This window comes from Candidatus Methylomirabilota bacterium (assembly GCA_035315345.1).
Taxonomy (GTDB): Bacteria; Methylomirabilota; Methylomirabilia; order Rokubacteriales; family CSP1-6; genus CAMLFJ01.
This window is the reverse complement of sequence record DATFYA010000205.1, coordinates 1-26,461: the sequence shown is the minus strand read 5'-3', so window position 1 is coordinate 26,461 and position 26,461 is coordinate 1. Positions and strand designations below refer to the sequence as shown.

Genomic DNA, 26,461 nt, shown 5'->3' with positions numbered 1-26,461 from the left:
TCAGCTGCGCTCGGAGCCGACGACCGAGACGAACGAGACGCACTCGCCGGGCGCGCCGCCCAGATTGTGCGTGAGGGCCAGCTTGCGGCCGCGCGCGACGCTGGCGATCTGCCGCTTGCCAGCCTCGCCGCGCAGCTGCAGCCACGCCTCGAAGAGCATCCGGAGCCCGGAGGCGCCGATCGGGTGGCCGAAGGACTTCAGCCCGCCGTCCGGGTTCACCGCCAGCTCGCCCTCGAGGTCGAAGGTGCCGTTCAGCACCTCCTTCCACGCGGTGCCGCGCTGCGCGAAGCCGAGGTCCTCCATCAGGACCAGCTCGGTGGGGGTGAAGCAGTCGTGCACCTCGGCCATCGCCAGCTCCGCGCGCGCGTCCTTGATGCCGGCCTGCGCGTAGGCGTCGGCGGCGGAGGCGACCACCTCGGGGAACGTGGTGTAGTCGTAGTCGGGATCGATCGGCCCGGTGGCCGGCCCCGCGATGAACGAGAGCGCCTTCACGAAGAGCGGCTTGTCGGTGTACTTGTAGGCGTCCTCGGCCCGCACGATCAGCGCGGCCGCCGAGCCGTCGGACACGCCGGAGCAGTCGAAGATGCCGAGCGCCCCCGCCACCTGGGGGGAGCACGCGATGACGTCCTTGGCGACCTCCTTGCGGAACTGGGCGCGCGGGTTCAGCGCCCCGTTCTTGTGGTTCTTCCAGGCGATGCGGGTCATCGCCTCCTTGAAGGTCGCCTCGTCCACGCCGTGCTTCTTGCAGTAGGCGGGCGCGAGCAGGCTGAAGGTCGCGGGCGCGGTGAGGCCCGCGCGCGTGCCGTCCTCGGGGGCGCCGATCGAGGGCAGGCCGGAGATGCCGGAGTCCTTCAGCTTCTCCACCCCGATGGCCATCGCCAGGTCGTAGGCGCCGGAGGCCACCGCGTAGCAGGCGTTGCGAAAGGCCTCGGAGCCGGTCGCGCAGTAGTTCTCGAGCCGGCTCACCGGCTTGTAGTCGAGCTTGAGCGGGCGCGACAGGGTGAGGCCGCTCTGGCCGGAGAACAACGTGCCGAGCCAGAACGCGTCCACCGCGTCGATCGGCACGTTGGCGGAGTTGAGCGCGTCCTGCGACGCCTCCACCAGCAAATCGCTGACGCTCTTGTCCCAGCGCTCGCCGAAGCCGGTGCAGCCCATGCCGACGATCGCCACGCGGTCCCGGATCCCATTGCTGGCCATAGGAAGCCTCCTCTCGACGACGCGTTCCTGTGCTCGGCTACCAGCGCATTGTAGCCGTACTCGATCGCCCGACGCCAGGTCTCGCGCCGGTCAGGAGCCGGGCGAGCGCAGCGCCCGCGCATTGAACACCGGCACCGGCTTGAGGAAGCCCTTGAGGGTGAGCGTGCCCACGTCCTCCAGGTCGACCACGTCCTCCAGCGCTCCCGCCACGCGGGAGGAGACGAGGACCTGGCCGCCGCGCGCCTCCCCGCACAGTCGCGCCGCCAGGTTGGTGACGGTGCCGATGGCGCCGTAGTCCCAGCGCCCCTCGAACCCGATGGCGCCGATGGTCGCGTAGCCCTGGGCGATCCCCACCCCGAGCGCCAGGTCGTGGCCGCGCTTCCGCCAGCCGATCGAGAGGTGCGCCACCCGGTCGCGCATGGCGAGGGCCATGCGGATCGCCCGCTCCGCCGGGTCGGGGACCCGCACCGGGTCGTTGAAGAAGATCATCATGCCGTCCCCGGTGAACCGCTCGAGCGTGCCCTCGTGCGCGAGGATGAGCCCGCCCATCTCCGCGTGATACTCGCGGAGGACCTCCATGACCTCTTCCGGCTCCGCGGTCTCCGCGAAGGCGGTGAAGCCGCGCAGATCGAGGAAGACCACCGTGACTTCCCGCCGATGCGTCTTCAGGGGGTCGTCGGCGCCGCCGGCCACGATGAGCTCGGCGAGCTGCGGGGAGAAGAAGCGCCGCAGCCGGCCGAGCTGCTCGAGCTGGTCCACCTGCTCGGCCACGCGGCGCTCGAGCGTCCGGTTCCACTCCGCGCGCTCCTCCGCGAGCGCCTGGACGGTGTCGTGGAGCTGTTTGATGCGCAGCATCGACTTCACCCGCGCCACCAGCGCGGGCTGATCCACGGGCTTGGTCAGGTACTCGTCGCCCCCCGCCTCGAGGCCGGCCACGATGTCCTTGGGGTCCGCCTTGGCGGTGACCATGATGATCGGGATGAACGGGATCGACGCGTCGGCCCGCAGCCGCCGGCAGACCTCGAACCCGTCGAGCTTGGGCATCATCACGTCCAGCAGGATGAGGTCGGGCTGCGCGGCCGGGACGGCGGCGAGCGCCTCCTCGCCGTCGCTCGCGGTCACGATGTCGTAGCCGTGGGCGGCCAGGCGCGCTTGCAGGATGTGAACGTTGGCGGGCGTGTCGTCCACGATCAGGATCCGCGGCGGCGTTCTCACCGGGGGCGCTCTCGTCTCACCCCAGGTAGCCGCGAATCTTGGCCAGCAGCTCGCGCGGGACGAAGGGCTTGGTGACGTAGGCGTCGCACCCGGCCTCGAACGCCTTCACGTCGTCGCCGCTCAGCGCGTAGGAGGTGACGACGATGATCGGGATGTGCCGGAGATCGGGGTTGGCCTTGATCCGGCGCGTCGCCTCGTAGCCGTCCAGGCCCGGGAGCTGGATGTCCATGAGGATGAGGTCCGGGCGCTCCTTCTCGGCCATGGCCACCCCGTCCTCCCCGGTGAGGGCCTCGATCATCTCGAAGCCCGCGCTCTGCAGGAGCAGGCGCAGGATGCGACGGTTCTCCTCGTGGTCCTCGATGGCCAGGATGCGCTTGCTCATGCCCGCTCCGCCGGCCGCTCCGCTACGAGCGGCACCGTGAAGTAGAAGGTCGATCCCTGCCCGGGCGCCGACTCCACCCAGAGGCGTCCCCCGTGCAGCTCGACGATGCGCTTCGAGATGGCGAGGCCGAGCCCGCTCCCGCCCTTCTTGCGGGTGCTGGAGCTGTCGACCTGCTGGAACTCCTCGAAGATGCGCTGCTGGTCGGCCTCCGAGATGCCGGGGCCGGTGTCCGACACCGAGACCAGGAACGACCCGTCCGCGACGCGCGCCTCGATCGACACCTGACCGGCGTCGGTGAACTTGATCGCGTTGCCGACCAGGTTCATGAGCACCTGGGTCAGCCGGCGCTCGTCGCCCCGCCCGGGCGGGAGATCGATGGGCACGATCGCCTTCAGCGCGAGCTTCTTCCCCGCCGCCAGGGACTCCACCGCGGACGCCACCGCGTGGACGACCTCCCCCATCGCATAGTCGCCCAGGGAGAGCGTGAGCTGGCCCGCCTCGATGCGCGACAGGTCCAGCACGTCGTTGATGAGACCGAGGAGGTGGTGCCCGTTGCTCTTGACCCGCTCCAGCGTGTCCCGGATCGCCTCCGGCACGTCGCCGAAGATGCCGTCCAGGATCAGGTCGGTATAGCCGAGCACCGCGTTCATCGGGGTCCGCAGCTCGTGGCTCATGTTGGCGAGGAACTGCGACTTGTGCCGGCTCGCCAGCTCGAGCTGCTGGCTCTTGTCCTGGATCTCCTGGAAGAGGCGCGCGTTCTCGACCGCCACCGCGGCCTGGGCCGCGAAGGAATGGAGCAGCTCCACGGTGTGGGCGGCGATGGGCTGGTGGGTCACACGGTTGTCGGCGAGGAGAACGCCCACCGTCCGCCCGCGCGCGATCATCGGGCTCACCAGGAAGGCCTTGAGCCGCAGGGCCGCCATCTCCGAGTAGGGGGGACGCAGCCGATATCGCTCGGGCACCGGGTGCCCGTCGTCGAACACGCGCGGCTCACCGTCCTCGTAGACCGCGGCCAGCGCCCCCGCCTCGGCGAACGGGATGGTGACCCCGACCAGCGGCCGGTAGTCGCTCTCGGTGAGCCCGGCGCCCGCGCTGACGACGAGGCCCTCGCCGTCGGGGCTGGGGGTCCAGATGTAGAGGTGGTCGAGCCCGACCACCTGGCGGGCCGCGTCGACGACTCGCGTGAGCTGCTCGGTGAGGGACAGCGGCTCCTGGAGCGCGGTGGAGAGGCGCGCGAGCTGCTCCTGGTTGCGGGAGAGCTCCTCGAGGGCCCGGCTCTTCTCGTCGATCTCGCGGAAGAGCCGGGCGTTCTGGATGGCGATGACCGACTGGGTCGCGAAGGTCTGGAGGAGGTTCACGACCGGCTCCGGAAACGCCCCCGCCGTCTTGCGCCGCACCACCAGCGCGCCGACCACGCGCTCCTCGCGCAGGAGCGGCACCGCGAGCAGCGCCCGAAATCCCGCCTTCAAGACGAACGGCAGCGGATAGCCGGACGCGTTCTCGAGGTCGGGGATCTGGACCGCGACGCGCTTCGTCGCCGCCTGGCCGACCACGGTCTCCCCGAGCCGGATGTGGGACCGGCGGAGGGCCTCGATCATCTCCTCCGCGATCCCGTGGTTCGCCCGCGGCACGAAGACCTGGGTGGCCTCGTCGAACTCGTAGATCGTGCCCGCGTCGGTCTGCGACAGCGCCACCGCGTGCGAGACGATGCTGGTGAGGACGGCCTGGAGGTCCAGGGTCCCGCTGATCGCCTGCCCCACCTCGCCCAGCTGGGTCAGCTCGGCGGTACGCTGCTGCAGCTCCTTGAACAGCCGCACGTTCTCGATCGCGATGACGGCCTGGTCCGCGAAGGTCTGCAGGAGCGTGACCTGTCGGTCGGTGAACGGCCGAGGCTCGAGCCGCCCGACCGAGATCGTCCCGATCGGCTCTCCGCCCAGCAGCATCGGCACCGCGAGGGTGCTTCGATTCTGGATGCCGATCGCGATCGACCGATCGTACTCGGGGTCCGCCATGACGTCGGGCACGTGAACGACGGTTCGATCGAGGACCGCGCGCGCGGTGGTGGTGGCCCGGCTCGGGCGGACCGGGAACAGCGCCTTGATCGCCTCGATGCCCTCCGGGCGGACGTGCTCGTAGGCGGCCAGGTGAACGAGCCGGCCGTCGTATCTACCGACCACGCTGTAGGACGCCCCGCACAGCCGGACCGCCTCGCGGGCGATGGCGTCGAACACCGGCTGCACGTCGGTCGGCGACTGGCTGAGCACCTGGAGGATCTCACTCGTCGCGGTCTGCTGCTCGAGGGTCTCGCTGAGATCCCGGTTGGCCTCGGCCAGCTCTCGCGTGCGCGCTTGCACCTTCTGCTCGAGCCCCTCGTAGGACTCCCGCAGGCTCGCCGCCATCTGGTTGAACGACGACGCGAGGCCCTCGATCTCGTCGCCGGTCCGGAGCTGGATCGGCTGATCGAGCGTGCCGGCGCCGATCCGCGTCGCGCCCTCCTGCAGCACGCGGATCGGCGCGGTCATGCGCCGGGCGAGGAGGAGGCTGGCCAGAACCGAGAGCAGCAGCCCCAGCACGAAGATGACCACGCTCCGGACGATGGGGGCCCGCAGAGGCGCGTAGGCGTCCGCGGCGGAGCGCTCCACGAAGACCAGCCACCCGAGCGAGCCGATCGGCGCGTGCGCGGACAGGATCTTGTCGACGCTGAAGCCGTTGGCGGCCACCGCCGCCTCCGCGTCGTCGGCCATCCGGGGCCGCTCGGCCCGCGCGGATCCCACGCGGGCCAGCGACGAGAGATCCTGGTCCGCGCGCAGACCCAGGGCCTCCGGGCCGGCGATCACGTGGTTGCGGGAATCCACCACGTAGGCGTAGCCGCCCGGGCCGACCTCGATCTGCGACATCATCTTCTGCACTGACCGCAGGCTCACCTCGGCCGTCGTCACCTCGATGGCGTACTTGCCGACCGGGATGGCCAGCGTCGAGTACGGCTCCGACTCGTTCTTCAGGTGGACGGGACTCCAGTAGGTCTTCCCGCTCTTCGCCTCGAGGAACTTGGGCGCCCGGGAGAAATCGTCCTGGCTGCCCACCACGTCGGGATCCAGCCGAGAGACGCGGAGCTGCTCCTTGCCGGACAGGTCCAGGTAGCTCAGCTCGCTGATGGCGGGGACGTTGCGGAGCACCCGGACGAAGTCGAGCGCGCGCTGATCGGCGAGGGCCGCCCCGAGCCCCTCCCGGAAGCCGAGCTTGGCGGGGCCCACCTGGCTGGCGTCCGGGTCGTCGGAGGCGGTCCGCGTCGTCTCCCGCACCTGCTGCTCGATCTCGCTCAGGAACTGCTGGATGCGGCCCGCCGCCGCCACCGCCTTCGCGCGCTCCTCCCGCACGATCGCTCGCTGGGTCTCGCGGTACGAGAAGTAGAGCTGGACCAGGCTCGCCGCCATCAGGACCCCGCCCACGAGGACCAGGAGCACCGCCACGTACTTGCGGAAGAGGCGCCCGGAGCGGGCGGGCTCGGTCATCGGCGGAACGCGTCCGCTCGGAGCATGATCTTCCGTGGCACGGCGAGACCGAGGAGCTCCGCGGTCTTCAGGTTCACGGCCAGATCGATCTTCTCCGCTCCCTCGACGGGCAGCTCGCTCGGCCTGGACCCCCGAAGGATCTTGGCCACCAGGGCCGCCGCCTGGACCCCCTCGGCGTAGTAGTCGGGCCCGTAGGACACGAGGCCGCCGTACCCGACCCAGAGCGCGGTTCCGAAGACGACGGGAATGCGCAAGCTCGTGGAGCGCTCGATGGCGGCCACCGCCAGGTCCGGGTTCGAGCCTTCCGGCAGGAAGACGGCGTCACCGCGCCGCACGTCGCGGAGTGCCTGCCTGAGCTCGGCCGCGTCCAGCACGCCCTTCGGCACGACCTGGAGCTGCATGCGCGCCGCCGCGTCGAGCGCCCTGACGATCATCGGCCGCGTCCCCGGATCGACGTCGTAGTAGATGAGCCACACCCGGTGCACGGCCGGAGCGAGCGTCTTCAGGACCTCCAGGCGCTTCGCCGCGAGCTCGGTCTGCAAGCTCGAGACACCCGTCACGTTGGCTCCCGGCCGGGCGAGCGCCCTGACGAGGCCCGCGGCCAGGGGATCACCCACCAGGGTGAACACGATGGGCACGCTGCGGGTCGCCTCCTTCGCGGCCCGCGTCGCCGCTCCCTGGCTGGTGAAGATCAGATCGACCCCGCTCTTCACCAGCGCCGCGGCGGCCGCCGGCATGGCGTCGAGCTTACCGGCGGTGAAGCGGATGTCGAACGTGACATCGCGCCCGTCCTCGAACCCCAGCTCGCGGAGCCCCGCCTTGAGCCCTTCCACCGTCGGATGGCTGGCCGCCCACGCCGCGTTGAGGACCCCGATCCGGAACGGACGCCGCGGCGGCTGCGGGGTCGGCTGGGCCCGAGCCGTGACCACCCAGGCGAAGGCGGCCAAGGCGGCCGCGAGCAGGAAGAGCCGGAGCGCGAGTGCCCGTCGGGTACCCGCTCTCATCCCGCGACGAATTGATGGTAGGCACCCTCGGCCACGCGGTCCCACGGTGCGAGCAGGGCCTGGAACTTCGCGTAGGAGGCGTGCACCTTGCGAGTCATCGGCGTCTTCTGCGACTCCTCCCTGACGACCTCCGCCGCGAGCTTCCGCAGATCGCGCAGCACCGGAGCGGGAAACGGCAGCACGTCCACCTTACCCTTGAACTCGGTCTTGAGCTGCTGGAGCGCGATCGCGTTCTTCGCGTGGTGCTCCGCCAGGCCGTACACCTGGCCGGCCGCCGTCGCATGGTCGAGGATCCGCCGCAGATCGATCGGGAGCGCCTCGTACGCCTTCTTGTTGAAGGCGAAGTCGAGCGTGGTGCCCGGCTCGTGCCAGCCCGGGTAATAGTAGTAGCGGGCGGTCCGGTGGAGGCCGCTCTGCATGTCGTAGTGCGGCCCGATCCACTCCGCGGTATCGATCGTGCCTCGCTCGAGCGCCGCGTAGATCTCGTTGCCGGGCGTCAGGACCGTGGTGGCGCCCGCTCTCGCGTAGACCTTGCCGCCGAGGTTCACGATGCGCATCCGGAGTCCCTTGAAGTCGGCGGTCGTGGCGATCTTCTTCCGGAACCAACCGGCCATCTGAGGGGCATCCGCCATCGCGGGGCGCGGGACGAGGTTGAAGGGCGCGTACGCCTCCTCCATCAGCGTGAGGCCGTCACCCTGGTAGTACCAGGCGGCCATGCCCTGCGGGTTCATGCCGAACGGAATGGTGGCGAACCACTCGATGGCGGGCTCCCGGTCGTTCCAGTATTGCGGCGAACCCATGAAGGCCTCGATGGTGCCCTTGGAGGTCGCGTCGAAGCACTCGAGTGGCTGCATGATCTGGCCGCCCGGGAACGCCTCGATGCGGAATCGCCCTCCGCTGGCCTCGTCGACGATGCGACCGAGCCGTTGCGCCGCGGCCAGCAGGATGTCGAACACCTTCGTGAAGCCCGTGGACATGCGCCAGTGGATCTTCGGCTGCGCGATGACGTTGGGCGCGTCGACGATGGCGCCGGCCACGGCAGCCGCCACCAGGCCGCCCCCGGTTGCGATGAATCTCCGACGTTCGCTCGTCACTCTTTCCCTCCTCACTGCGCTGAGAGGCGCTCTCACCCGACGATGAGGTGGCGGTAGGCGCCTTCCGCGACGTGGTCCCAGGGCCCCACCAGCGCCTGGAACTTCGCGAACGAGGCGTGCACCTTGCGGGCCATCGGCGTTTTTTCCGATTCCTCCCGGACGACGTCGCCGGACAGCTTGCGCAGGTCGCGCAGTACGGGCGCGGGAAGCTGGAGCACCTGCACCTTGTCCTTGAACTCGGACCGGAGGCGCCCGAGCGCGATCGAGTTCTTGGTGTGGAAATCGGTGAGGCCGACGACCTGGACGGTCGCGGTGGCATAGTCGAGCGCCCACCGCAGATCGGCGGGGAGGGCGTCATAGGCCTTCCGGTTGAAGCTGAACTCCGTCACCGTCCCGGGCTCGTGCCAGCCCGGATAGTAGTAGTAGCGCGCGGTCGTGTGCAGCCCGAGCGTCATGTCGTCGTGAGGCCCGATCCATTCGGAGGCATCGATCACGCCCCGCTCGAGGGAGGCATAGATGTCCGCGGCCGGCGTGAGGACCGGGGCGCCGCCCGCCTTGGCCACGACCTTGCCGCCGAGACCCGGAATGCGCATCCGGAGGCCCTTGAAGTCGCCGATGGTGCTGATCTTCCTCCTGAACCAGCCGGCCATCTGCGGGGCGATGGCCGGACCCGGGCGCGGCATCAGGCTGAACGGCGCGTACGCTTCCTCCCAGAGCTTTAGCCCATCGCCGTGGTGATACCAGGAGAGCATGCCCTCCGGGTTCATCCCGAACGGCACCGTCGAGAACCAGTCGAAGGCGGGATCCTTCTTTACCCAGTAGTACGGAGCGCCCATGAAGACCTGGATGGTTCCCTTCGAGGTGGCATCGAAGCATTCGAAGCCCTCCATGATCTGGCCGCCCGGGAAGACCTCGATCCGGAGCCGCCCGCCACTCGTACGCTCCACGACGCTGGCCAGCAGCTGGGCCGAGCCCTGCAGCATGTCGAGTTTCGGGGTCCACGTGGTGGACATGCGCCACTCGATCCTCGGCTGGGCGATGACGTTGGGGGCGTCGATGGCGGCGGCGGCGACCGCCGCCACCAGCCCGCCCGACCCGACGATGAATCTGCGCCGTGCGCTCTTCACGTGGCCTCCTCCTGGTTGACGGTGCCGGCCGAATTCGCGACCCGCGGAGCTTCGATGCGAGGGCGGCGCGCCTTTCGACCACGCCGGTCGGGGTCAGACGCCATCGTGACCGATGTCTGCCGGGGACACGCAGTGAGGGCACCGCAGAGAGCCCGAGCGATGGCGGCGTGGGACCGAAAAACTGCGCGGAGTGTAGGGCACACTCCGCGCGGTGTCAACAATCGCGGCTCCGCTACGCGGCCGACGGTCGCGCCTTCCAGAAATAGTTGTGCACCTCGCGAGCGGTCATGAGCCGGCGGAACGTCATCTCGACCCGGTTGCCGATCTTCACCGCCGCGGGGTCCACGTCGGTCAGCTCGCAGGTGAAGCGGCCCCCGCCCTCGAAGTCGAGCACGCCCACCACCACCGGCGGCGACAGCGAGTAGGCCAGCCGGTCCACCGTGTAGGTGGCGATGGTCGCGGGCACGTCGGCCATGCGCTCCGGGGTCATGCGGTCCACCGCCCGGCACTTGAGACACACGCGTGTGGGCGGCAGGTGCCGCGTGCCGCATGCCTGGCAGCGGCTGCCGGTGAAGCCGAACTTCCAGGCCTCCGCCCGGAAGGCGGGTGGCGCCGCGGGGGCCTGCGGGTCCGGGCGGCGCGGCGGCTCGCGCTTGAGGAAGCCGCGCCAGGTGAGGAAGGTCGCGTAGGAGACCTTGCCACCGGCCTTCACCTGATCGGCCACCGGCACGCGCTGGCGTTTCCCTGGAAGCGCCGCCGTCGCGCGCCAGATGGTCACGTCGCAGCCGTCGGCCAGCGAGACCAGCATGATGAGGTTGTCGGCCTTCGCCCGGTCGAGCGCGTCGGCCAGGAGCAGCCCCGCGTGCGCGGCGCCGGTGTTGCCCACGGAGCCGCTGAGGTCGTCGCCGAGCGCCTCCGGCTTCGCCCCCGCTGCCGCGGCGGCGCGCTTGTTGGCGCGTCCGTGCGGGCCCGCGACCACCACGTGGGCGAGCGTGCCGGCGGTAACGCCGGCCTGCTTCAGCGCGCTCGCGATCGCCGTCTCCGCGAGCGGCACGTAGGCGTGCTCGCCGAAGCGCTCCTCCCACTGCCGCGACGAGGAGTCACCCGGCATCCGCCAGCGCTCGAGAAACTCGGCGGTGACCGACGTGGCCGCCACCGGCTCGGCCAGCACCGGCGTGTCGGCGTCGCCCGGGCCCAGGAGGAACGCGGCCGCCGCGTCTCCGCCTTCCCGCTCGTCCGCGCCGCCCGGCAGGCCGGTGCGGATGTCCGACTGCACGGCCAGGGTCGGCCGCCCGGCGTCGATCGCCGCGCGGAGGGCGCCGGCGGCCGAGCGAATCGAGCCGAGCATGTCGTACGCCATGGCCGACTCGTCAAGGGCGAGCGCGGCGTGGATCGCGGTGGCGTTGGTCTTGTCGAGATACGCGGGGTCGGTGGTGGCGAAGTACACTGCGGCGGGCGACGCCTTTGGCGTGCCGCGCAGCGCGGCGCGCGCCGCCTCCACGCCCATCGAGGTCGTGTCCTCGTCGTAGGAGGCAACCACCCGGGTGCCCTTCCCACCGCCACTGCCCAGGGCCTCGCCGATGGCCTTTCGCTCGAGCCGGTAGTACGGAAGGTATGCGCCGTAGGCGACGATGCCGTTCATGGGAACGTGACGAAACTACCACACATTCTCGACGTGAGCGCCAGTGGCGACGGAGTCGCCGTCAAGCCTCAAATGGGTAGTCGAAACGCCAGAATAGGTAAAGCTTTCTCCAACTGGCAGTACGTGCACCGTCGCACATCGCTACGCGTACGGAAATCGCGTGCTGAACTCCGCTGGCACCTTGCTGGCATCCTGGATCTGCGAGACCATTCGAAATGTTTCCCGTGTGCGCTGACACGTGAGCCCGCGAGGGCCCAACCCAATCGATACTCAACCCGCCGACTCGACCGCGCCTCTCACGAGCAAGCCGCGATGACCGCGCCCGATCGGCCACTCGTGAGTGTCATCGTCACCTTCTACAACCAGGCGGACTTCGTCGCGCCGGCGCTCGAGGGCGTGCTCGCCCAGCGCTACCGGCCCGTCGAGGTCATCGTGGTCGACGACGGCTCCAGCGATGACACGCTTCGCGCCTGTGCCGCATACGGCGATCGCATCACCGTGGTCCATCAAGAAAACGCCGGTCCATCCGGCGCTCGCAATTCCGGTCTTCAACGAGCTCGCGGATCCTTGCTGGCCTTCCTCGACGGCGACGACATCTGGACACCCGGGAAGCTCGAGACCCAGGTGGAGGCCGCCCTGCGCTGTCCCGAATCGGGTCTCGTGGCCGTCGACGGCGAGGCCTTCTCCTCGGAGGGCATCACCCGGGACACGCTGTACGGGCCCGGCCTCCTCGAGCTGATGCGGCCATCGAATGGGCGCCTCTTCACCGCCCGCTGCTTCGACATGCTCCTGGATGGCAAGTTCAGCTTCATCACGACTCCCTCACAGGTGATGATCCCGGCCGCGGTGTTCCATGAAGTCGGGATCTGGAACCCCCGGTTCCGGGTGAACGCCGACTACGAGCTCTACCTTCGCATCGCGGCGCGCCGGCCATTCACCTTCCTCAAGGAAAAGCAGGTGCGCTACCGGATCAATCCCGCGGGATTGTCGGGCCCCGAACCGGGCCGTTCCTTCAGCTGGGTGGAGGAGAAGCCGGCGGTCTTTCGCTCGATCGCCGGCCACGACCGGCGGCGGGCCGCGCGTCTCATCAACGAGGTGACCCGCGATGCCGCGAAGCGCGCGTACTATCTCGGCAAGGGAGGCCACCGTCGGTTCGCCCGTCGGTTTCTCCTGCGCTTTGCGCTTCTCACTCGTCGCCCTCACCTCGTGCTCCCGTATGTCGTGGGACTCTGGTTCCCCCCCGACGTGCGCACCTGGATCCTCCGCGCGGTCCGGCGCTTCACCAGGCCGAAAGCGTGATGGATCGCCGCGCGTGGTGAGGGCTCCGGGACTCGCACACCGCTTCAGGTCCGACATCATCGCCGCGGTCATCCTCGCGACGATGATCCTCGCCAGCTGGGCCCCGCGGGCGGTCGGCCCGCTGGATTTCCGCTGGGACGGCGCGGTCTACTACGTGCTGGGCACCTCGCTCGCGGAAGGGAAGGGCTACCGGCTCCTGAACGAGCCGGGGAACATCGAGGCCACCCAGTACCCCCCGCTCCTGCCTCTCGTCGTCGCGCTCCATCAGTGGCTCGTCGGATCCAGCGATTTCGTCGTCGTCGGCGGGCAGATGCGGCTCACGTTCTTCCTCGTTTTCGTCGCATATATCGTCGCGGCGTACGCGGTGCTGCGGCGATATCTCCCACTGGCCTACGCGCTCCTCGCCGGCGTCCTCGTTCTCCTGCACGTGCACACGAACTTTCTGTCGGATCTGTGCTTTGCCGAGATCCCATTCGGGCTCGCCACCGCGCTGTTCGTGCTCCTCGCCGGCCGGCCGACCGGGCCGTTCCGCTCGCTGGCGGCCGGCACCTGCGCGGTAGCCGCGTACCTGTTGCGGACCATGGGCATCGCGCTGTTTGCCGCCTGGGTGCTGGACGCGCTGCTCGACCGGCGCTTCCGCGCGGCCGCGCTTCGAGCCGCGGTCGCCGTCGTGCCGATCCTCGGATGGCAGGCCTATATCGCCCACGTCGAGCGGAGCGCCGCGTACACGCACCCCGCGTATGCCTACCAGCGGGCCGACTACCTCTTCTACAACGTCAGCTACGCCCGGAACGTGTCCCTGCGCGATCCGTTCAAGCCGGAAGAGGGAAGAATCTCCGCTCGCGAGCTCGCCCGGCGGTTGCTCGTCAATCTCAAGCACATGCCGACGAGTCTCGGCGGCGCGGCGACGGCGAGGCCCAACTACTGGATACGGATGAGGGACCTCCCGGTCGTCGGCCGGATCGTCCCCTGGCGGATCGCCCAATACGTGCCGCCCGTGATCGGATTGATCGTCCTGGTCGGCGTCGCGACCCTGTTCGCCCGCGAGACTCGGCTGATCGGGCTCTACATCGCGCTGACGGCGCTGGCGCTCTGTCTCACGCCGTGGCCGGCTCAGTGGCCGCGATACTGGGCGCCCGCGATGCCGTACGTGGCGCTGGCGCTGGCCCGTGGGTTGATGAAGCTGGCGAGCTGGAGCCAACGCCTGCCGAGACCTGTGCGGCGGGTGAGCCAGGCCGGGCGGGTCGCTCTCGTCGCCGTCATCCTCGCCGTGCAAGTCGTCGCCATCGTCCGCATCTACGTGGACTATCGCTTGCCCGCCGAGCTTCGGGCGCGAGACGGCCACGTGGTCAGGCCATTCCTGTTCTTCTACGGTCCGACCTACCGGGCGCTCGACGCCGGGCTGGATTGGCTCCGCCCCCGGGCTCGACCCGATGACGTGGTGGCCGCGTCGATGCCCCAGTGGGCGTACCTGCGCACGGGCCTGAAGACGGTGATGCCGCCGTTCGTGATCGACCCGGTCGACGCCCAGGCGCTGCTCGACTCGGTGCCGGTCCGCTTCGTGGTCGTCGATGGGACCGACGTGAACTTCACGCGCAAGTACACCCTGCCCGTTCTCGAGGGCTCTCCCGATCGGTGGATGCTGGTCTACTCGGATCCCTCGGGAAACCTCGAGATCTACGAACGAAGCCCAGAGCCCGCCGTCCCCGACTCCGCCCCGTCCCCCGCTCGCGGCGTCGATCGCCGATCTCGGGCGGCTCCGGAGCGCCACCCATGAAGCTCCTCATCGTCATTCCCGCCCTGAACGAGGAGCAGAGCATCGAGAGCATCATCCAGCGCTCGCTGGATGCCCGCGCGCACATCATCGCGGGCTCGCCGGTGACCGCGGTGGACATCACGGTGGTGAGCGACGGCTCCACCGACGAAACCGTCGAGCGCGCCCGCCGCTACCGCGACGCGATCAAGCTCATCGTGTTCGAGCAGAACCGGGGATACGGCGCCGCCATCAAGGAGGCGTGGCGACAGTCCGACGCGGACCTGCTCGGGTTCCTCGACGCCGACGGCACCTGCGATCCGAGCTTCTTCGCCGATCTGTGCCGGACGCTGGAACAAGAGCGGGCCGACGTCGTGCTGGGCTGTCGCCTGACCCAGGCCAGCAAGATGCCGCTGGTCCGCCAGATCGGCAACCGGGCGTTCGCGGCCTTGCTTCGCGCCCTGTCCGCCTCCGACGTGCGCGACACCGCGAGCGGCATGCGGGTCGTTCGACGAGCGAGCCTGGGAAGCCTGCTGCCGCTGCCCGACGGCATGAGCTTCACGCCGGCCATGACCGCCCGCGCCGTGCTCGGGACGGCGGCGAAGATCGTCGAGATCGACATGCCGTATCACGAGCGCGAGGGGGAATCGAAGCTCCGCCTGGGCCGGGACACCGTGCTGTTCTTGCGGGCAATCCTCGAGGCGGCGTTCCTCTACCGGCCCGCGCGCCCACTCGCGATCGTGGGCCTCGTGGCCCTCGCGGTGGCCACTGCCTGGATGCTGCGGCCGATCTTGTTCTACCTGGAGCACCACCGGGTGCAGGAGTGGATGATCTACCGGTTCCTGGTCAGTCACGTGCTCGGAACGATCGCCGCGCTCTTGCTGTGCGCCAGCTACCTGACCGCGAAGATGGTCCGGATCGCGCGGCCCGCCGGCGAGCCTTCGCAGGACGACATCTGGAGTCGGTTCCTCCAGAGCCGACTGTTCTGGCTCCTTCCCGCGGTCTGCTTCCTGGTGGGCGGTGCCCTCGTCCTCGCGAGCTTTCTCGAGCTGGTCCGGACCGGGGAAACCTACGAGCACTGGTCGCGCTTCGTCGCCATGTCGTTCTTCTGGTCGATCGGGTCCATCTTCGCGGTGACCCGGGTCATGGACTACGTCCTCGAGTTGCTGGCGGCCCAGCTCGGCTATGAACGGCAGGCCGCGCGGCGGCGCCGGGACGATCCGCCCGCAATCTGACGCGTCTTCCTCACCGGCCATTCGCCCCCGGCGCGCCCCCTCGGGACGGCCCCCAGACGAACCGCTCGCCCGATAGGGGGCGAAAGACGCCGATCCGGGCGCCCTGTCGCTCACTGTCGTCGACCAGCCTCGCGTGGACCAGCAGCCAGGACTCTTCCGGGGCCGGTTCGCCGACCTCGTGAATCTTCACCAGGACGACCGTGCTGCGGCCTTGGGTGAGTGCCTCCACATCGGTCGGCACGCGCCGCTGGCCGAGCTGGCCGACCCATGACGCCACCATCGTGGCTCCGGTCAGGTAGCGCGCGATCCCGAGCACCCCCGACGGGATCGAATGCACCAGGACGAGGTCCTCGGGGCCGACGCTCGCGCTCAGCCTCGCGGCCACCGGCCGATACGGCTCGTATTCGCGCGAGGGAAGGTGGAAGATCGTGCGGCCCCCCGAGCTCCACGCCAGCAGAACCGCCAGGAGCAGCGCGGCACGCGCCACGAGCTTGAGCCGGCTCAAGCCGACCGCGGCAAGAACGAGCACGCCGGGAAGGCCCGCGAGCGCGTAGCGCGGACGCGCCGCCGTGCTCGTCCCGCTCACGAAGTCGAACACGAGGGGCCCGATGCAAGCGGCCGCTACCCAGAGCCAGACGAGTCCACGATCGCCGGAGAAGAGCCGCCGTCGCAGCCCCGCTGCGAGCGCCAGCGCCACCGCGGCGAACGCGAGCGCGGCGAGCCACTGGGAGCGCGTCGAGCTGTGCCAGGAGGCATGACCCGACTGCCAGGCCCCGTCACCCGACACGAACGTCCAGACCAGCCAGAACGGCAACGAGAGCGCGCGGCGCAGGCTGACCGGTGAGTAGAGCCAGTACCCGGTCACGCGCCATCGGCCGAGCGTCTCCGGCACCACCGCGTACCAGGGCAGCACGAGGAGGGCCGTCGCGACGGCCCCGCCGGCGAGCCAGCTTCGTCGGATCCGGCCGGGAGTCACGGCCAGCCAGGCGAGGCAGGCAACCCACACGAAGCAGGCGAAGTAATGGGTGAGGAGGGCGGCCGCGCTCACCACGGCCCAGGGCCCGACCAGCCAGGGCCTGGCGTCCTCGGTCCTCAGGGCGAGGGTCAGCGCGACCATGCTGACCGCGAGGAACACGAGGAGCGAGTACATCCGGCCCTCGACCGAATAGTAGAGTCCCAGAGGGCAAACCGCGAAGAGCCCGGCTGCAAGGAACGCAGCCGCCTCGCCGCCGACCCGGCGCGCGATCAGCCACAGGACCGGAATCGACGCCAGCGCCCACAGGGCGGAGAAGAGCCGGAGCGCGGCGTCGCTCGCCCCGGCCCAGCGCGTCCAGCGGTTCAGCATCAGGTAATAGAGTGGCGGACTCGTGTCCGAGAGACGGACGGCCCGAACCACGCGCCGGAACCCCGCCGGCGGGTCTTCGTGCTCCAGGTAGCGCCTGAAGTCGGACGCGGGCAAGGGCGTGGACGCTTCGACATAGTCCCCCTGGGCGGGGTCTGCCTCCGCGGCGGGGTGCTCGAGGCTATGACCGGTGGCGATCGCGAGCGAGAAGACCTCGTCGGCCCAGAGGCCCTGTCGATCGAGCAGCGCCAGGCGCAACCCGGTGGCCAAGGCGATCACGGCCAGCAGCGCCACGATGCGGCCACCACGCCCGCCCACCGCCGCTCGGATGCCGGTCATAGAGCCGGCGTCATGTCGCGGTGGACGCGCCCCCTGCTCTCGCCCGGCTGATGGTGCGGTCCTCCGGATGGAGCGGCGTGGAGTCAGGGACGTCGGGACCGCGGATCCGAGTCCGCTGGTCGGGCACGAGATCGCTGGGCATGCGGCGTACGGAGCACATGATACTCCTTCGTCCGGCTCCTCCGAAGAATCGGACCCGTCACCGCGCCTTCGTCGCGGCTCGTGCGGCGTCGAGTCGGGCAAGCGCGATCACGGCCAGCTTCGTCGCCTGATCTATTCGGAATTCCTCCGGCCGAGTCCTTCCCGTCGCATGGACGATCACTGCGCTCTCCATCGTGCGAGCGAACAGACGCACATCACCACGCCGGGCGGGCGATGCGACATAGGCGCTCACGCCCGCTCCCGACACCGCGACGCTCGATGGCTCGCGCCGCTCCAGGTCGAACGCGCCGGTGCTGATCACGGTCACGCTCACGACCGTCCCGTCCTCCCCTCGCAACGTGCAGGAGACCCCGTCGAGATCCCAGCCGCCGCTCGACGGGCCACGGGCGAGCGGGCCGACGACCGCTCGCGCCACTGCGCGCGGGACGAGGCTGCGAGGGTCGACGGCGGGAAGCGTCCACGTGCTCGGGAGCGCGTCGGCCGGGATCTGCGGGTACCGGGCCACGGATTCGATGCCGCTTTCGAGCGATACCGGCTCCTCGGCCGGCGTCGCGTCCTCGGAGATCCCCGCGATGCGGAGTCCGATCTCCCGGGCGCGACGCTTGTCGATCACGACGATTCGATCGTCGCCCCACCAGTTCGGATAGATGTCGAAGTTCACCTCGCGGGGACCGAACCACGCGCTGGTCAGATCGCGTCGGTTCGCCGGCCAGTCGTGCCAGCGACGCATTCCCTCGCGCGCGTAGAGGACGAACGCATCGGCATCGGCGGCGGTGGTGGTCACGTTCGGCGGCGAAGGAGCAACTCGCGAGACGTCGAGCGTCACGCGTGGAGAGAGCAGGTATCGTGACCCCGGGCGCATCCTGACGTACTCCGCCGCTTCACGGGCAAAGCGAGCGGTATGCCGGGCGACAATGCTCTCGGCACTGGAGATCAGCCACGCCGCGTTGAAAGACACCGCGCCGACGAGCAGGAGGAGCCACGCCGCGCTCGCATAGTTGGCGCGCGCGCGACGCCCGCCCGGTGACTCGCCGCGGGCGGCGAGAACCCCGGCGACCACGGCGGCGCCGCGTGCCGCCCCCAGCGCGACAAAGGGCGCGACGGCCAGAACATTGCGCACCACCATCGTGCCCTGGGTCGAGAAATAGAGCAGGTAGGCGCAGGGAAAGACGAAGAGCACGGCGGCCTTGCGCCCGTCGCGCGCGAACTCGTGTCCAACGCCGAGGATCGCGAGACCAAAGAAGAGCATTGCGATCACGATGTTGGACGACAGCAACACCGTCGAGAAATACGCCAGCATGCGCCCGGTGTGCTCCAGACCCCGGTGAACGGTATGCCCTCCGTGTCCGGTGGCGTAGTGGTGCATTTCGTAGAGCATCGCTTGCGCGACCTTGTGCGGCTCGAAGACGAGCGCGGGAGTCACGGCCAGAGATACCGCGGCGAACAGTGCCGCGAGCTTGACGAGCAGCGTCGACTTGGCTCTCGGGGAGCCCCCCTCCAGGCAAGATATCGCCGCCAGCGCCACCGGCAGCAGGAGCAGTCCGCCCGGATACTTGGTTCCAGATCCCACCGCAGCGGTGGTCGTCGCCGCGATCAGCCACGACTGCCGACGTGTATGCAATGCCCGCAGCGCGAACAACACGGTGAGCGTCGCGAACTGCATCAACATCCCATCGGACGCCACCCACCGCAGGTGATACGCGACCTCCCACGAGCCACCGAGCACGCACGCGGCGAAGAGGGCCTCGCCCCACCGGCCGCCGCGCTGTTGCCGGACGAGCAGGTACACCCACACCAGCGTGAGAGACGTGATGGTGAGATACACGGCCCGCAGGCGGAAGAGGTACGCTTGGGAGTCGAGAGCACGAACGAGATGAGCGCCGAGATGTTCTCCCGGCTCGCGCGGCGTTGCCACGTCCGGCAAGAGGACCGCGAGATTGAGCCAATAGTCGAACGACGGGTAGGTGTAGTACCCGGGCAACAGCGTCACCGACTCCACCATGTGCTTGGTCGGCCCGATCTGCCACGGTCGCTCGTCCCAGTGCAGTCCGAAATCCAGCCCGCGGAGACCGGTGCCCACGAGGAGGAGAAAGGGCAAGACGATCGGTGCGATGCGCAGCACGGAAGTCCCTCGACCGGTCGACCGCGACGGGTCGGTACGGGTCGCTTCCGAGAGGGTCACGCGTGGCCGCCGGGAATGGGCGGCGCCGTGTCGCTTCGTGCGCTCGCCGAGAGCCAACACGGGGCGTGCACTGAATGGTCAAAGCGAGCGTGTCGCACGCGCGGGATGGTGCCGGGATACACGGCCTCCACGGCGCCCCCATCCCACACGACGCCGACGGCAACCTTCAGGCTCACGACGCGACGCCCGCTCCCATGACGGCTCACCCCGGACCGGGGGTGTCGAAATCGTCCATGATCATGGCCGCCGCGGTACGACCCTGGCGGATCGCCTGGCTGATCGTGCGGTCCTCCGGGTAGAACTGGGTGGAGTCGGTCACGTAGAGGCCGCGGATCGGCGTCCGATGGCCGGGCATGAGGGCCGCGAAGTTGGTGGTGAAGACGGGCTGGGCATGCGGCGTGCGAAAGACATGGTACTCCTTGACCCAGCTCTCGGAAAATTCCGGATTCATGAGCTTCAGCATGGCGGTGTACTCGGCGAAGAGATCCTTGTCGTCGGCGCGATAGCGCGGCTCGGTGGTGGGCAGGTAGAAGGGAACGTAGACGATGTTGAGGCCGGCGCGCTGGAGGTTCTCGTTCAGCGTGCTCTGCTCGATGATGCCGTTGCAGGCGATGCGCGGATCGTTGATGTTGGTCCAGAAGTTGCGACTGAACGGCCGCCGCAGGCTCAGCAGCATGCAGACGATGCCGATGTACTTCACCTGCCGCACCCGCTCGAAGTAGGGATCGGACTGGCTCGGGACGAGGCGGTCCAGGGTGGGCAGGGCCACCGTGGAGATCACCGCATCGCACGGAAGGCGCTCGTCGCCGGCGTGGACCTCCGTCACGCGCCCGTCGTGGACCTCGATGGGGCGGACCCGCACACCGGTCCGCAATTGGACGTTCGGCTGCGCCCGCAGCCACGCGACGAGCGGGTCGACCAGGGTGACGGTCCCGAGCTCGAGGCATCCGAACATCTCCCGCTCCAGCATGCTGCGACGCGAGGACGCGACACGCCAGATGCGGTGCCACACCCACGCCGCAGAGATCTGGTCGTGATAGTCGCCGAACTTCACCTTGAGCAGCGGGTGCCAGATCACCTGGTACGCTCGCTCGCCGATGCACTCGATCAGCCAGGGCTTGGCCGGGATCTGATCCAGCCAGCGCCATTGCGCGCGGTACCGGGAGCGCGCGATGTGGAGGCCGAACCGGATGCGCTGCGACCACGGCACCGCCGAGAACCGGAGCAGGTCCCACGGCGACCCGAAGGGGTAGTACCGGCCGTTGTAGTAGAAGGCGGTATGGGTGTGCCGCCAGTGGAGCTTTCCGCCAAGGCCCAGCTCGTCGACCAGCGTCAGCAGATCGCGATCGGAACGGCAGATGAAGTGGTAGAAGCGCTCGATCGGGTGGCCCTCGAGACGGAAGGAGCTGGCCAGGCCGCCGAAGTCGGGGGCGGCCTCGAGCACCACGACTTGATGACCGGCTCGCGCGAGGTCGTAGCTGGCCGCCAGCCCGGCCAGCCCGCCCCCGATGATGACGACACGCTTGCGTTCCATCGCGACTGGCCTTTGGTCTCATCACTATACCCGTCCGGGGCACGGAGGCGATGAGACCGCACGTACTACGCCTTGACACGTGCACGAGGCCCTTGTATGGATCGATCCATGCGTCGCCGGGCGGCCCTCATCGCGCTGGTCCTCGTCGGACCCCTGTTCGCGCTCACCCCGCTGGCCCAGGCGACGCCGCAGGACGAGACCTGGATCGGCGGCATCTACGATGGCGCCGACACCGACGACATCGTCGTCCTCATCACGACCGAGGGCGGTGTCACCCCGTCCGCCTTGCCCCCGGTCTTCCACGGCGTGCTCGTCGCGGCCATGCCGCAGCACGCCGTCACGGGCGTTTCCACGGCGCCGCCGTCGGCGCTGCAGTCCCGCGCTCCACCGGCCTAGCTCCCGCCTCCTGTATCAGCGGTCAGCCCGCGGCCTCGTCGCCGGAGGGCGGCCACCTCGAGGATCGGGCCACCGCCCGGAGGGAGAATACCCATGACGATGCCGAAAATGACGCCACCGCATCATCGATACGCCAATCGCACCCCGTGGCCGGAGGCCAGTCGCGAGGTTCCGGCCGCGTGGCTCGAGGAGGAGGCGCGATGCTCGACGTCCCCCTATTCGCTGCTGGCCTCCTGGAAGGGTAGCCGCGGCGGCGTCCCGTCGCACGTGATGCTCAAGATGCTGCGCCGGCGGCTTCGCGAGCACGCACCCGACGCGCCGAGAACGGCCGCGCCGCCGGCGCGCCTGCAGCGCGCGCAGGACCTGCTCGCCGAGATCTGGGCGCGCAGCGGCCCGGCCGGCGAGAAGCATCCCAGCTGGCGGCTCGTCGAGGGCCTGCTGCGCATGGCGCTGGACCGCGCGACGCCAGTGCCGGCCGCGCCCGATCACGTCCAGCCCGCGCACGCCGAGCGGGCGCCGTGAGCGCCCACGGCCGGTGGGGCCGACGCGAAGCGGACGTCGACCGCGCCGTCCCGCTCCACGCCTCAACGCCCGACCGCGCGCCGGGAAGCCTTCAGCTCGGCTGGCGCCCGTCGGCGCCCTGCCGCGGCGGTAGTTTGCTCACGTCGAGATCCTCGGGACCGAATGGCCGGGGCAGCAAGTTCCTGACGGTCTCGATGAGGTAGCCCCCCTTACCGTCCTCGAGAATCAACTCGGCATCGCGAGCCAGCTCCCAGAGCACCTGTCGGCACACCCCGCAAGGGGCCGCGGTCGCGCCGGAGGCCGTCACTATCGCGATCGCTTCGACCTTGCCTTTCCCTTGAGCCCAGGAGCTGAACAAGGCCACGCGCTCAGCGCAGATACTGGGCGAGTACGCGGCATTCTCAATATTGCAGCCGACGACGATGTCGCCGGAATCTACGAGTGCCGCGGCGCCCACCCGAAACCCGGAGTAGGGCGCATGAGCAAGCTTCATCGCCCGGTGCGCCTCGTCCAGAAGATGTCGATACTTCGAGGAGCTCACTTTCTGACCATTGCGTCGAATCCCAGGGTGACCAAGCTCTTCATCATGGTGCGATTCACCGAAGAAAGCCGTTCGAGGGCTGCCAACAACTCCCGACTGGGCTTTGGCCGTTCGTCGACACCGCGTACGACGTAGACCTCGGCGATGCGGGCGTCCGAAACTGCCGTCTCGTCTTTCTGGTATTCGTAGGGCATCTGAACCTCCAGTCTAGCTGAGTCTCTTGAAGACTAGCCCGAGCGACTGGGCCACGACAACCAAATCCGGAAGGAGGCGTGCCAACTCCTCACGGCTCTTTGCGTGTTCTAGACAATCCAACCCGAAAACGCCGAGGATACCGCCAGCCACATCCGGGTCCGGAATCGGCGTACCGATGATCCATTTTAGCCGCTTGTCAACCTTTGCCAGTTGAGTGCCGGGCAGCGTGTGGATGCCCCAGTCACGCTGCATGATAGCGATCGTCTGTTCACGAGCCTTGTACGCGGCACCCGCACAGCCAACTCCGGGAGCCATCGTGACGGTCTGCTCCACCGGATCGGTCATGTTATGAACAAGACCCTTGGGGATGTGAAGCTGTTGCGTCTCGTCGGGAACGAAAACATTTGCCCGAATGAGTCCCGGCTCAATGCCAAGGCGGGCCGCAACGGTCTGACAGGCCAGATCGAGCACATCCGTGACCTGTCCTCGCTCCGGTACACTGACATCAACCCGCACAAGGGTCGGTATCCAGTAGCTCGTGAAATGAGCACGGTGGAAGTAGTCGCTGTGCGTGTGCCGCTCGAACCGCTGTCCCATGAGACCCGGATGTCTTCTCAAGAATCCATCGGTTCCCGAAGCGCCGGAATCCGGGACCAGATAGCGAGCCAGTCGCGGCCAGCGATCGAGTGATCCGTAGTCGTTGCGAACGAAATTGACCTGACCGGCCTCGAGCTTGGATCCCCAATCGAAGTTGCGATCGACGATGCTACCCGAAAAGATGATCTTGTCGAAATGAAGTTCTGGATATTTCACCAGTAGTGCCGCGACGAGGTAGGTCCCGAAGCTGTGAGCGACCACCGATGGCCGTTGCACCTTTGCGTCGCCCGTGACCCGTTCGTACTCGCTTCGCAGCCATTCAACTTTTCGGTCGCGGGCTCTACGGCACGCGAACTTGAATATGGAGAATGATCCATAGTCCAGCGCGTATGGAATGAGACCGTGACGGGCCAGGACCGGGGCGAGGTCCTTCTGCCATACCCCTCGGGTCCGAATACCATGCAACGAAATGACACAACGAAACATCGATCGTCTCCTCACCCGCGACCTGGGACGGCAAGAAGATGCTGTTCTTCAAGGTGAGCGTCAAGCGTATCCTTCGAAGCGCTGCTATGCGCCCGCGCCGGAAGCGATCCGCCGGGTGGCAGACCGCAACAAGCTCCCCGTGGACCGCATCACCGACGTCCGCGTCCTCGACCCATATTTCTCTCGCTGAGCGCGCGGTCGTTCCCCCTCTCCCCTCAGGGGAGAGGGCAGGATGAGGGGTGGTCTCCCACGAACCCGCGCAGCACCTGACAGAACTCCGCGGTCGCGGTGAAGATCGGCAGGTGGCCGCGCCCCTCGAACAGGTGTAGGCGCGCGTCGGGCAGGTGCTGCGCCAGATAGCGCGCGGCGGCCACCGAGACCCGGCGGTCCTCCGTCCCGTGCAGGATGAGCGTCGGCGTCTTCACCTGGTCCAGGATCGGCGCGATGTCCACCGTCGGATCCGGGGTCCAGGTGCTCAGGATGCTCTCACGGGGAAGGCGGAGGATGTTGCGCGAACGCCGCCACGTCCAGATCGACCAGATCGGTGGCCACCGTGACTGTGTCGCCCTCGGTCTTGAGAACATCGGCGCAGCTCGCGAGCGCGCCACTCACCTGCTGCACGTGCAGTACCCGCGCACGGTGGCCGACGCGCTGGCTGCCTTCTTCGCCCGCCACCCGCTCCGGGCGCCATGAACGCGCCCGTGTTCGCCGGACGCCTGGTCAGGCGGCGTCGTCATCGCGGATCTCGGCAAACCCCATGAGCGCAGGGCTCCCGGTCGCATGAGGCCACGCCGTCACGTGAATGCTCGGGCCGATCTCGACGTTGTAGTGACCGAGCCGCGCGGTGAAGTCGAACTCGCCCACATGCCGGGTCGAGAACACGGCATGGAAGCCGTGATACAGATGTCCCGGCTCGTCGATGATTGCGATGCCTCCGCGCAGCTCGCCGTCGTGCTCGAAGAGCTCGGACAGGCGCGCGTGAAACGGCGCCGGCCCGGCCGCCTCCTCGTAACTCAACCGCGGCGCGCCGGGATCGCGGCGAGACCAGCCGTAACCGTAGAACGGCCGGATCAGCACCCGGCGACCGACGTAACGACGGCACTCCTCGCTGAGTCCCACGGTGCGCCGTCAGGCTACACGCCGCAGGTCTTCGAAGGCGACCGGCAGGATCTTCCACCGAACGTGGCCGATACCCAGCTCGCGTACCGTCGCCATGCTGAGCGGCGGCTTGACGAGGGAGGGTACGATGCGCTCGCCTCGGCCCTCGAGCCCGAGGAACAACCCCGACCGGGCGCCCTCGCGAATCTCGAACCGCCTCCAGGGAAAGCCGCGGGTGACGACACGGTCGAGGAATTGCCCGCCGATGGCAACCGTCTCCCCGGTATCGAGCTTGAGGAAGAAGGTGGGACCTTCGTCTTCCGCCTCTTCCACCTTGATGGCATCGACCACCGACAAGACATGAACCGCCGCGGTGTTCGACTCGAGGTCGGCTCTGATGCGCGCGCGCAGGTCTCGACCGCCGGTCCAACGCCGCGAGCGCCAGTGGAGCGTGAGACCGACAAGGGCCGTGGGCACGATCCAGACGGGGTGGTCGATCGAGAGCGACCGCTGGAACTTGAAGGCCAGCCCGGCCACCGCGGTCAGCGCCAGCGCGAAGAGGACCGCGCGGGACCACACGGTCGACCGGGAGACGTAGCCTACGAGCTCGGCCCGCTCCCGCTTCGTCAGAGGATCTTCTCTCCGCTGCACCTTCTCAGTTTCACACAGGCCGAAATAATCCGGGTGGGGCCGCCAGCAGGTGCTCGATCTTCACCGGCAGCTCGCGCACGCGCACGCCGGTAGCGTGGTGCACCGCATCCGTGATGGCGGCGGCCATGCCGGCGAGGCCGCTCTCTCCGATCCCGTGAAACGCCGGCTCAGCGCACGAACACGCCGCTCTGCTTGAGCCCGGCGAGGATCATCTCGGCGGAGACGGCGGCCAGCAGGATGCCGAGGATGCGGCTGACCACGTTCATGCCGGTGGCACCGAGCAGCCGCTCGATTCGTCCGGCCACGAGGAAGGCGACGAAGGTGAGCAGCATGACGGCCGCCAGCGCGAGCAGGAGCAGCCCGGTCTGGAGCACACCGTTGGCCGCCTCGGTGGCCTGCACCACCACCGTGGTGATCGCGCCGGGCCCGGCGATGATCGGGGTGGCCAGGGGAAATACCGCGATATCCTTGCGCCCGATCGGGTGCTCGCCCGCCGCGGCGGCGGGGCCGATCGGGCGGCCGAACACGATGTCGATGGACAGGAGCAGCAAGAGGATACCGCCGCCGACGCGCACGCCGGACAGGCTGATGCCGATGCCGCGCAGGAGATCGTCGCCGACGAGGGCGAAGACCAGCAGCAGGCCCGATGCGATGAGCGTGGCGCGCCCGGCCACGCGGCGCTGCTCCGCCCGCGAGTCGCCCTTGGAGAGCACGGCGAAGACGGCGGCGCCTTTGATCGGGTTGACGGTCACAAACAGCGCGGTGAACGACGCGAGGACGAAGGCGGTCATCGCGAGGACTCGGCCATGAAGAGGGCGAAGCTCACGCCTCGCCGCGGGCCCGGTCCCGCAGCACGAACTTCTGGATCTTGCCCGTGGAGGTCTTGGGTAGCGGGCCGAAGACCACGCGCTTCGGCACCTTGAAGCCGGCCAGGTGGTCGCGGCACCACTGGACGA

24 protein-coding genes and 1 pseudogene are annotated in these 26,461 nt (G+C 68.9%); 7 read left to right on the top strand and 18 right to left on the bottom strand.

The genetic code is table 11. The annotated features are described in order from the left end of the window. The 8 genes from VKN16_26360 to VKN16_26325 all read right to left on the bottom strand — a co-directional run bounded on the left by VKN16_26360 (position 1) and on the right by VKN16_26325 (position 11,173). On the bottom strand, positions 1-1,197 hold the full coding sequence (locus VKN16_26360; GenBank protein HME97745.1) for an acetyl-CoA acetyltransferase: 1,197 nt from the start codon (positions 1,195-1,197) through the stop codon (positions 1-3). A 90-nt stretch (positions 1,198-1,287) separates the two neighbouring features. Then, a complete protein-coding gene (locus VKN16_26355) occupies positions 1,288-2,412 on the bottom strand; it encodes a response regulator (protein HME97744.1) in 1,125 nt (374 codons plus the stop codon). A gap of 16 nt (positions 2,413-2,428) precedes the next feature. Continuing rightward, positions 2,429-2,794: a response regulator gene (locus VKN16_26350; GenBank protein ID HME97743.1), complete on the bottom strand. Its 366-nt coding sequence runs from the start codon at positions 2,792-2,794 to the stop codon at positions 2,429-2,431. Next, positions 2,791-6,306 carry a GAF domain-containing protein gene (locus VKN16_26345; protein HME97742.1) on the bottom strand — a complete coding sequence of 1,172 codons (3,516 nt, stop codon included), beginning with the start codon at positions 6,304-6,306 and terminating at the stop codon, positions 2,791-2,793. The genes VKN16_26350 and VKN16_26345 overlap by 4 nt, the downstream gene beginning before the upstream one ends. Further along, positions 6,303-7,310: an ABC transporter substrate-binding protein gene (locus VKN16_26340; GenBank protein ID HME97741.1), complete on the bottom strand. Its 1,008-nt coding sequence runs from the start codon at positions 7,308-7,310 to the stop codon at positions 6,303-6,305. Before VKN16_26340 ends, VKN16_26345 begins: the two co-directional genes overlap by 4 nt. Next, a complete protein-coding gene (locus tag VKN16_26335; protein ID HME97740.1) occupies positions 7,307-8,404 on the bottom strand; it encodes a TRAP transporter substrate-binding protein in 1,098 nt (365 codons plus the stop codon). Before VKN16_26335 ends, VKN16_26340 begins: the two co-directional genes overlap by 4 nt. Positions 8,405-8,436: 32 nt before the next feature. Continuing rightward, positions 8,437-9,531, bottom strand: a complete 1,095-nt coding sequence (locus tag VKN16_26330; GenBank protein ID HME97739.1) for a TRAP transporter substrate-binding protein — start codon at positions 9,529-9,531, stop codon at positions 8,437-8,439. A gap of 232 nt (positions 9,532-9,763) precedes the next feature. After that, positions 9,764-11,173, bottom strand: coding sequence for an OB-fold domain-containing protein (locus VKN16_26325; GenBank protein HME97738.1), 1,410 nt, complete (start codon positions 11,171-11,173; stop codon positions 9,764-9,766). A 312-nt stretch (positions 11,174-11,485) separates the two neighbouring features. Between VKN16_26325 and VKN16_26320 the strand changes: the two genes are divergently transcribed. Genes VKN16_26320 through VKN16_26310 form a run of 3 tightly spaced genes read left to right on the top strand, consistent with a single transcriptional unit; the run spans position 11,486 to position 15,460 of the window. Beyond that, complete coding sequence (locus VKN16_26320) at positions 11,486-12,472, top strand: glycosyltransferase (protein ID HME97737.1); 987 nt, start codon at positions 11,486-11,488, stop codon at positions 12,470-12,472. 16 nt (positions 12,473-12,488) lie between these two features. After that, positions 12,489-14,249, top strand: a complete 1,761-nt coding sequence (locus VKN16_26315; GenBank protein HME97736.1) for a hypothetical protein — start codon at positions 12,489-12,491, stop codon at positions 14,247-14,249. Further along, positions 14,246-15,460: a glycosyltransferase family 2 protein gene (locus VKN16_26310; GenBank protein HME97735.1), complete on the top strand. Its 1,215-nt coding sequence runs from the start codon at positions 14,246-14,248 to the stop codon at positions 15,458-15,460. The genes VKN16_26315 and VKN16_26310 overlap by 4 nt, the downstream gene beginning before the upstream one ends. Before the next feature lie 10 nt (positions 15,461-15,470). Here the strand turns inward: VKN16_26310 and VKN16_26305 are convergent, their stop codons facing one another. The 3 genes from VKN16_26305 to VKN16_26295 all read right to left on the bottom strand — a co-directional run bounded on the left by VKN16_26305 (position 15,471) and on the right by VKN16_26295 (position 21,019). Further along, positions 15,471-17,141 (bottom strand): glycosyltransferase family 39 protein, encoded by a 1,671-nt coding sequence (locus tag VKN16_26305; protein ID HME97734.1) that lies wholly within the window; start codon positions 17,139-17,141, stop codon positions 15,471-15,473. A gap of 199 nt (positions 17,142-17,340) precedes the next feature. Further along, complete coding sequence (locus VKN16_26300) at positions 17,341-19,425, bottom strand: glycosyltransferase family 39 protein (protein HME97733.1); 2,085 nt, start codon at positions 19,423-19,425, stop codon at positions 17,341-17,343. Between the two features lie 262 nt (positions 19,426-19,687). Next, positions 19,688-21,019, bottom strand: coding sequence for an NAD(P)/FAD-dependent oxidoreductase (locus VKN16_26295; GenBank protein ID HME97732.1), 1,332 nt, complete (start codon positions 21,017-21,019; stop codon positions 19,688-19,690). Between the two features lie 96 nt (positions 21,020-21,115). Between VKN16_26295 and VKN16_26290 the strand changes: the two genes are divergently transcribed. Both VKN16_26290 and VKN16_26285 read left to right on the top strand, forming a co-directional pair. Beyond that, on the top strand, positions 21,116-21,415 hold the full coding sequence (locus tag VKN16_26290) for a hypothetical protein (GenBank protein HME97731.1): 300 nt from the start codon (positions 21,116-21,118) through the stop codon (positions 21,413-21,415). Between the two features lie 93 nt (positions 21,416-21,508). Then, the gene (locus VKN16_26285; protein HME97730.1) at positions 21,509-21,937 is read left to right on the top strand and encodes a hypothetical protein; all 429 of its coding nucleotides are present in this window, start codon (positions 21,509-21,511) and stop codon (positions 21,935-21,937) included. Between the two features lie 91 nt (positions 21,938-22,028). Here the strand turns inward: VKN16_26285 and VKN16_26280 are convergent, their stop codons facing one another. The 3 genes from VKN16_26280 to VKN16_26270 are packed head-to-tail and all read right to left on the bottom strand — an operon-like array spanning position 22,029 to position 23,546. Further along, positions 22,029-22,478, bottom strand: coding sequence for a cytidine deaminase (locus VKN16_26280; GenBank protein HME97729.1), 450 nt, complete (start codon positions 22,476-22,478; stop codon positions 22,029-22,031). Beyond that, entirely contained in the window at positions 22,475-22,672 is a 198-nt protein-coding gene (locus VKN16_26275; protein HME97728.1) for a hypothetical protein, read from the bottom strand. Before VKN16_26275 ends, VKN16_26280 begins: the two co-directional genes overlap by 4 nt. Before the next feature lie 13 nt (positions 22,673-22,685). Next, positions 22,686-23,546: a hypothetical protein gene (locus VKN16_26270; GenBank protein ID HME97727.1), complete on the bottom strand. Its 861-nt coding sequence runs from the start codon at positions 23,544-23,546 to the stop codon at positions 22,686-22,688. 298 nt (positions 23,547-23,844) lie between these two features. On the opposite strand from VKN16_26270, the pseudogene VKN16_26265 reads away from it, so the two are divergent. Beyond that, positions 23,845-23,946, top strand: a pseudogene (locus tag VKN16_26265) (DUF4242 domain-containing protein). A 25-nt stretch (positions 23,947-23,971) separates the two neighbouring features. Here the strand turns inward: VKN16_26265 and VKN16_26260 are convergent. Further along, positions 23,972-24,340, bottom strand: coding sequence for an alpha/beta fold hydrolase (locus VKN16_26260; protein ID HME97726.1), 369 nt, complete (start codon positions 24,338-24,340; stop codon positions 23,972-23,974). Here VKN16_26260 and VKN16_26255 point away from each other — a divergent pair. Beyond that, complete coding sequence (locus VKN16_26255; protein ID HME97725.1) at positions 24,261-24,449, top strand: hypothetical protein; 189 nt, start codon at positions 24,261-24,263, stop codon at positions 24,447-24,449. The two genes, VKN16_26260 and VKN16_26255, sit on opposite strands and share 80 nt — an antisense overlap. Positions 24,450-24,476: 27 nt before the next feature. Here VKN16_26255 and VKN16_26250 read toward each other — a convergent pair whose 3' ends face one another. The 3 genes from VKN16_26250 to VKN16_26240 all read right to left on the bottom strand — a co-directional run bounded on the left by VKN16_26250 (position 24,477) and on the right by VKN16_26240 (position 26,296). After that, positions 24,477-24,875 (bottom strand): hypothetical protein, encoded by a 399-nt coding sequence (locus VKN16_26250; protein HME97724.1) that lies wholly within the window; start codon positions 24,873-24,875, stop codon positions 24,477-24,479. Between the two features lie 9 nt (positions 24,876-24,884). Continuing rightward, a complete protein-coding gene (locus tag VKN16_26245) occupies positions 24,885-25,391 on the bottom strand; it encodes a hypothetical protein (GenBank protein ID HME97723.1) in 507 nt (168 codons plus the stop codon). Positions 25,392-25,672: 281 nt separating this feature from the next. After that, the gene (locus VKN16_26240; protein ID HME97722.1) at positions 25,673-26,296 is read right to left on the bottom strand and encodes a MarC family protein; all 624 of its coding nucleotides are present in this window, start codon (positions 26,294-26,296) and stop codon (positions 25,673-25,675) included. Positions 26,297-26,461 lie beyond the last annotated feature (165 nt).

Excerpts from the sequence above, each read along its gene's own strand:
- VKN16_26360 (HME97745.1), bottom strand. The coding sequence starts at position 1,197 with ATGGCCAGCAATGGGATCCGGGACCGCGTGGCGATCGTCGGCATGGGC.
- VKN16_26350 (HME97743.1), bottom strand. The coding sequence starts at position 2,794 with ATGAGCAAGCGCATCCTGGCCATCGAGGACCACGAGGAGAACCGTCGC.
- VKN16_26345 (HME97742.1), bottom strand. The coding sequence starts at position 6,306 with ATGACCGAGCCCGCCCGCTCCGGGCGCCTCTTCCGCAAGTACGTGGCG.
- VKN16_26340 (HME97741.1), bottom strand. The coding sequence starts at position 7,310 with ATGAGAGCGGGTACCCGACGGGCACTCGCGCTCCGGCTCTTCCTGCTC.
- VKN16_26325 (HME97738.1), bottom strand. The coding sequence starts at position 11,173 with ATGAACGGCATCGTCGCCTACGGCGCATACCTTCCGTACTACCGGCTC.
- VKN16_26320 (HME97737.1), top strand. The coding sequence starts at position 11,486 with ATGACCGCGCCCGATCGGCCACTCGTGAGTGTCATCGTCACCTTCTAC.
- VKN16_26310 (HME97735.1), top strand. The coding sequence starts at position 14,246 with ATGAAGCTCCTCATCGTCATTCCCGCCCTGAACGAGGAGCAGAGCATC.
- VKN16_26305 (HME97734.1), bottom strand. The coding sequence starts at position 17,141 with ATGACCGGCATCCGAGCGGCGGTGGGCGGGCGTGGTGGCCGCATCGTG.
- VKN16_26295 (HME97732.1), bottom strand. The coding sequence starts at position 21,019 with ATGGAACGCAAGCGTGTCGTCATCATCGGGGGCGGGCTGGCCGGGCTG.
- VKN16_26290 (HME97731.1), top strand. The coding sequence starts at position 21,116 with ATGGATCGATCCATGCGTCGCCGGGCGGCCCTCATCGCGCTGGTCCTC.
- VKN16_26285 (HME97730.1), top strand. The coding sequence starts at position 21,509 with ATGACGATGCCGAAAATGACGCCACCGCATCATCGATACGCCAATCGC.
- VKN16_26275 (HME97728.1), bottom strand. The coding sequence starts at position 22,672 with ATGCCCTACGAATACCAGAAAGACGAGACGGCAGTTTCGGACGCCCGC.
- VKN16_26255 (HME97725.1), top strand. The coding sequence starts at position 24,261 with ATGTTGCGCGAACGCCGCCACGTCCAGATCGACCAGATCGGTGGCCAC.
- VKN16_26260 (HME97726.1), bottom strand. The coding sequence starts at position 24,340 with ATGTTCTCAAGACCGAGGGCGACACAGTCACGGTGGCCACCGATCTGG.
- VKN16_26240 (HME97722.1), bottom strand. The coding sequence starts at position 26,296 with ATGACCGCCTTCGTCCTCGCGTCGTTCACCGCGCTGTTTGTGACCGTC.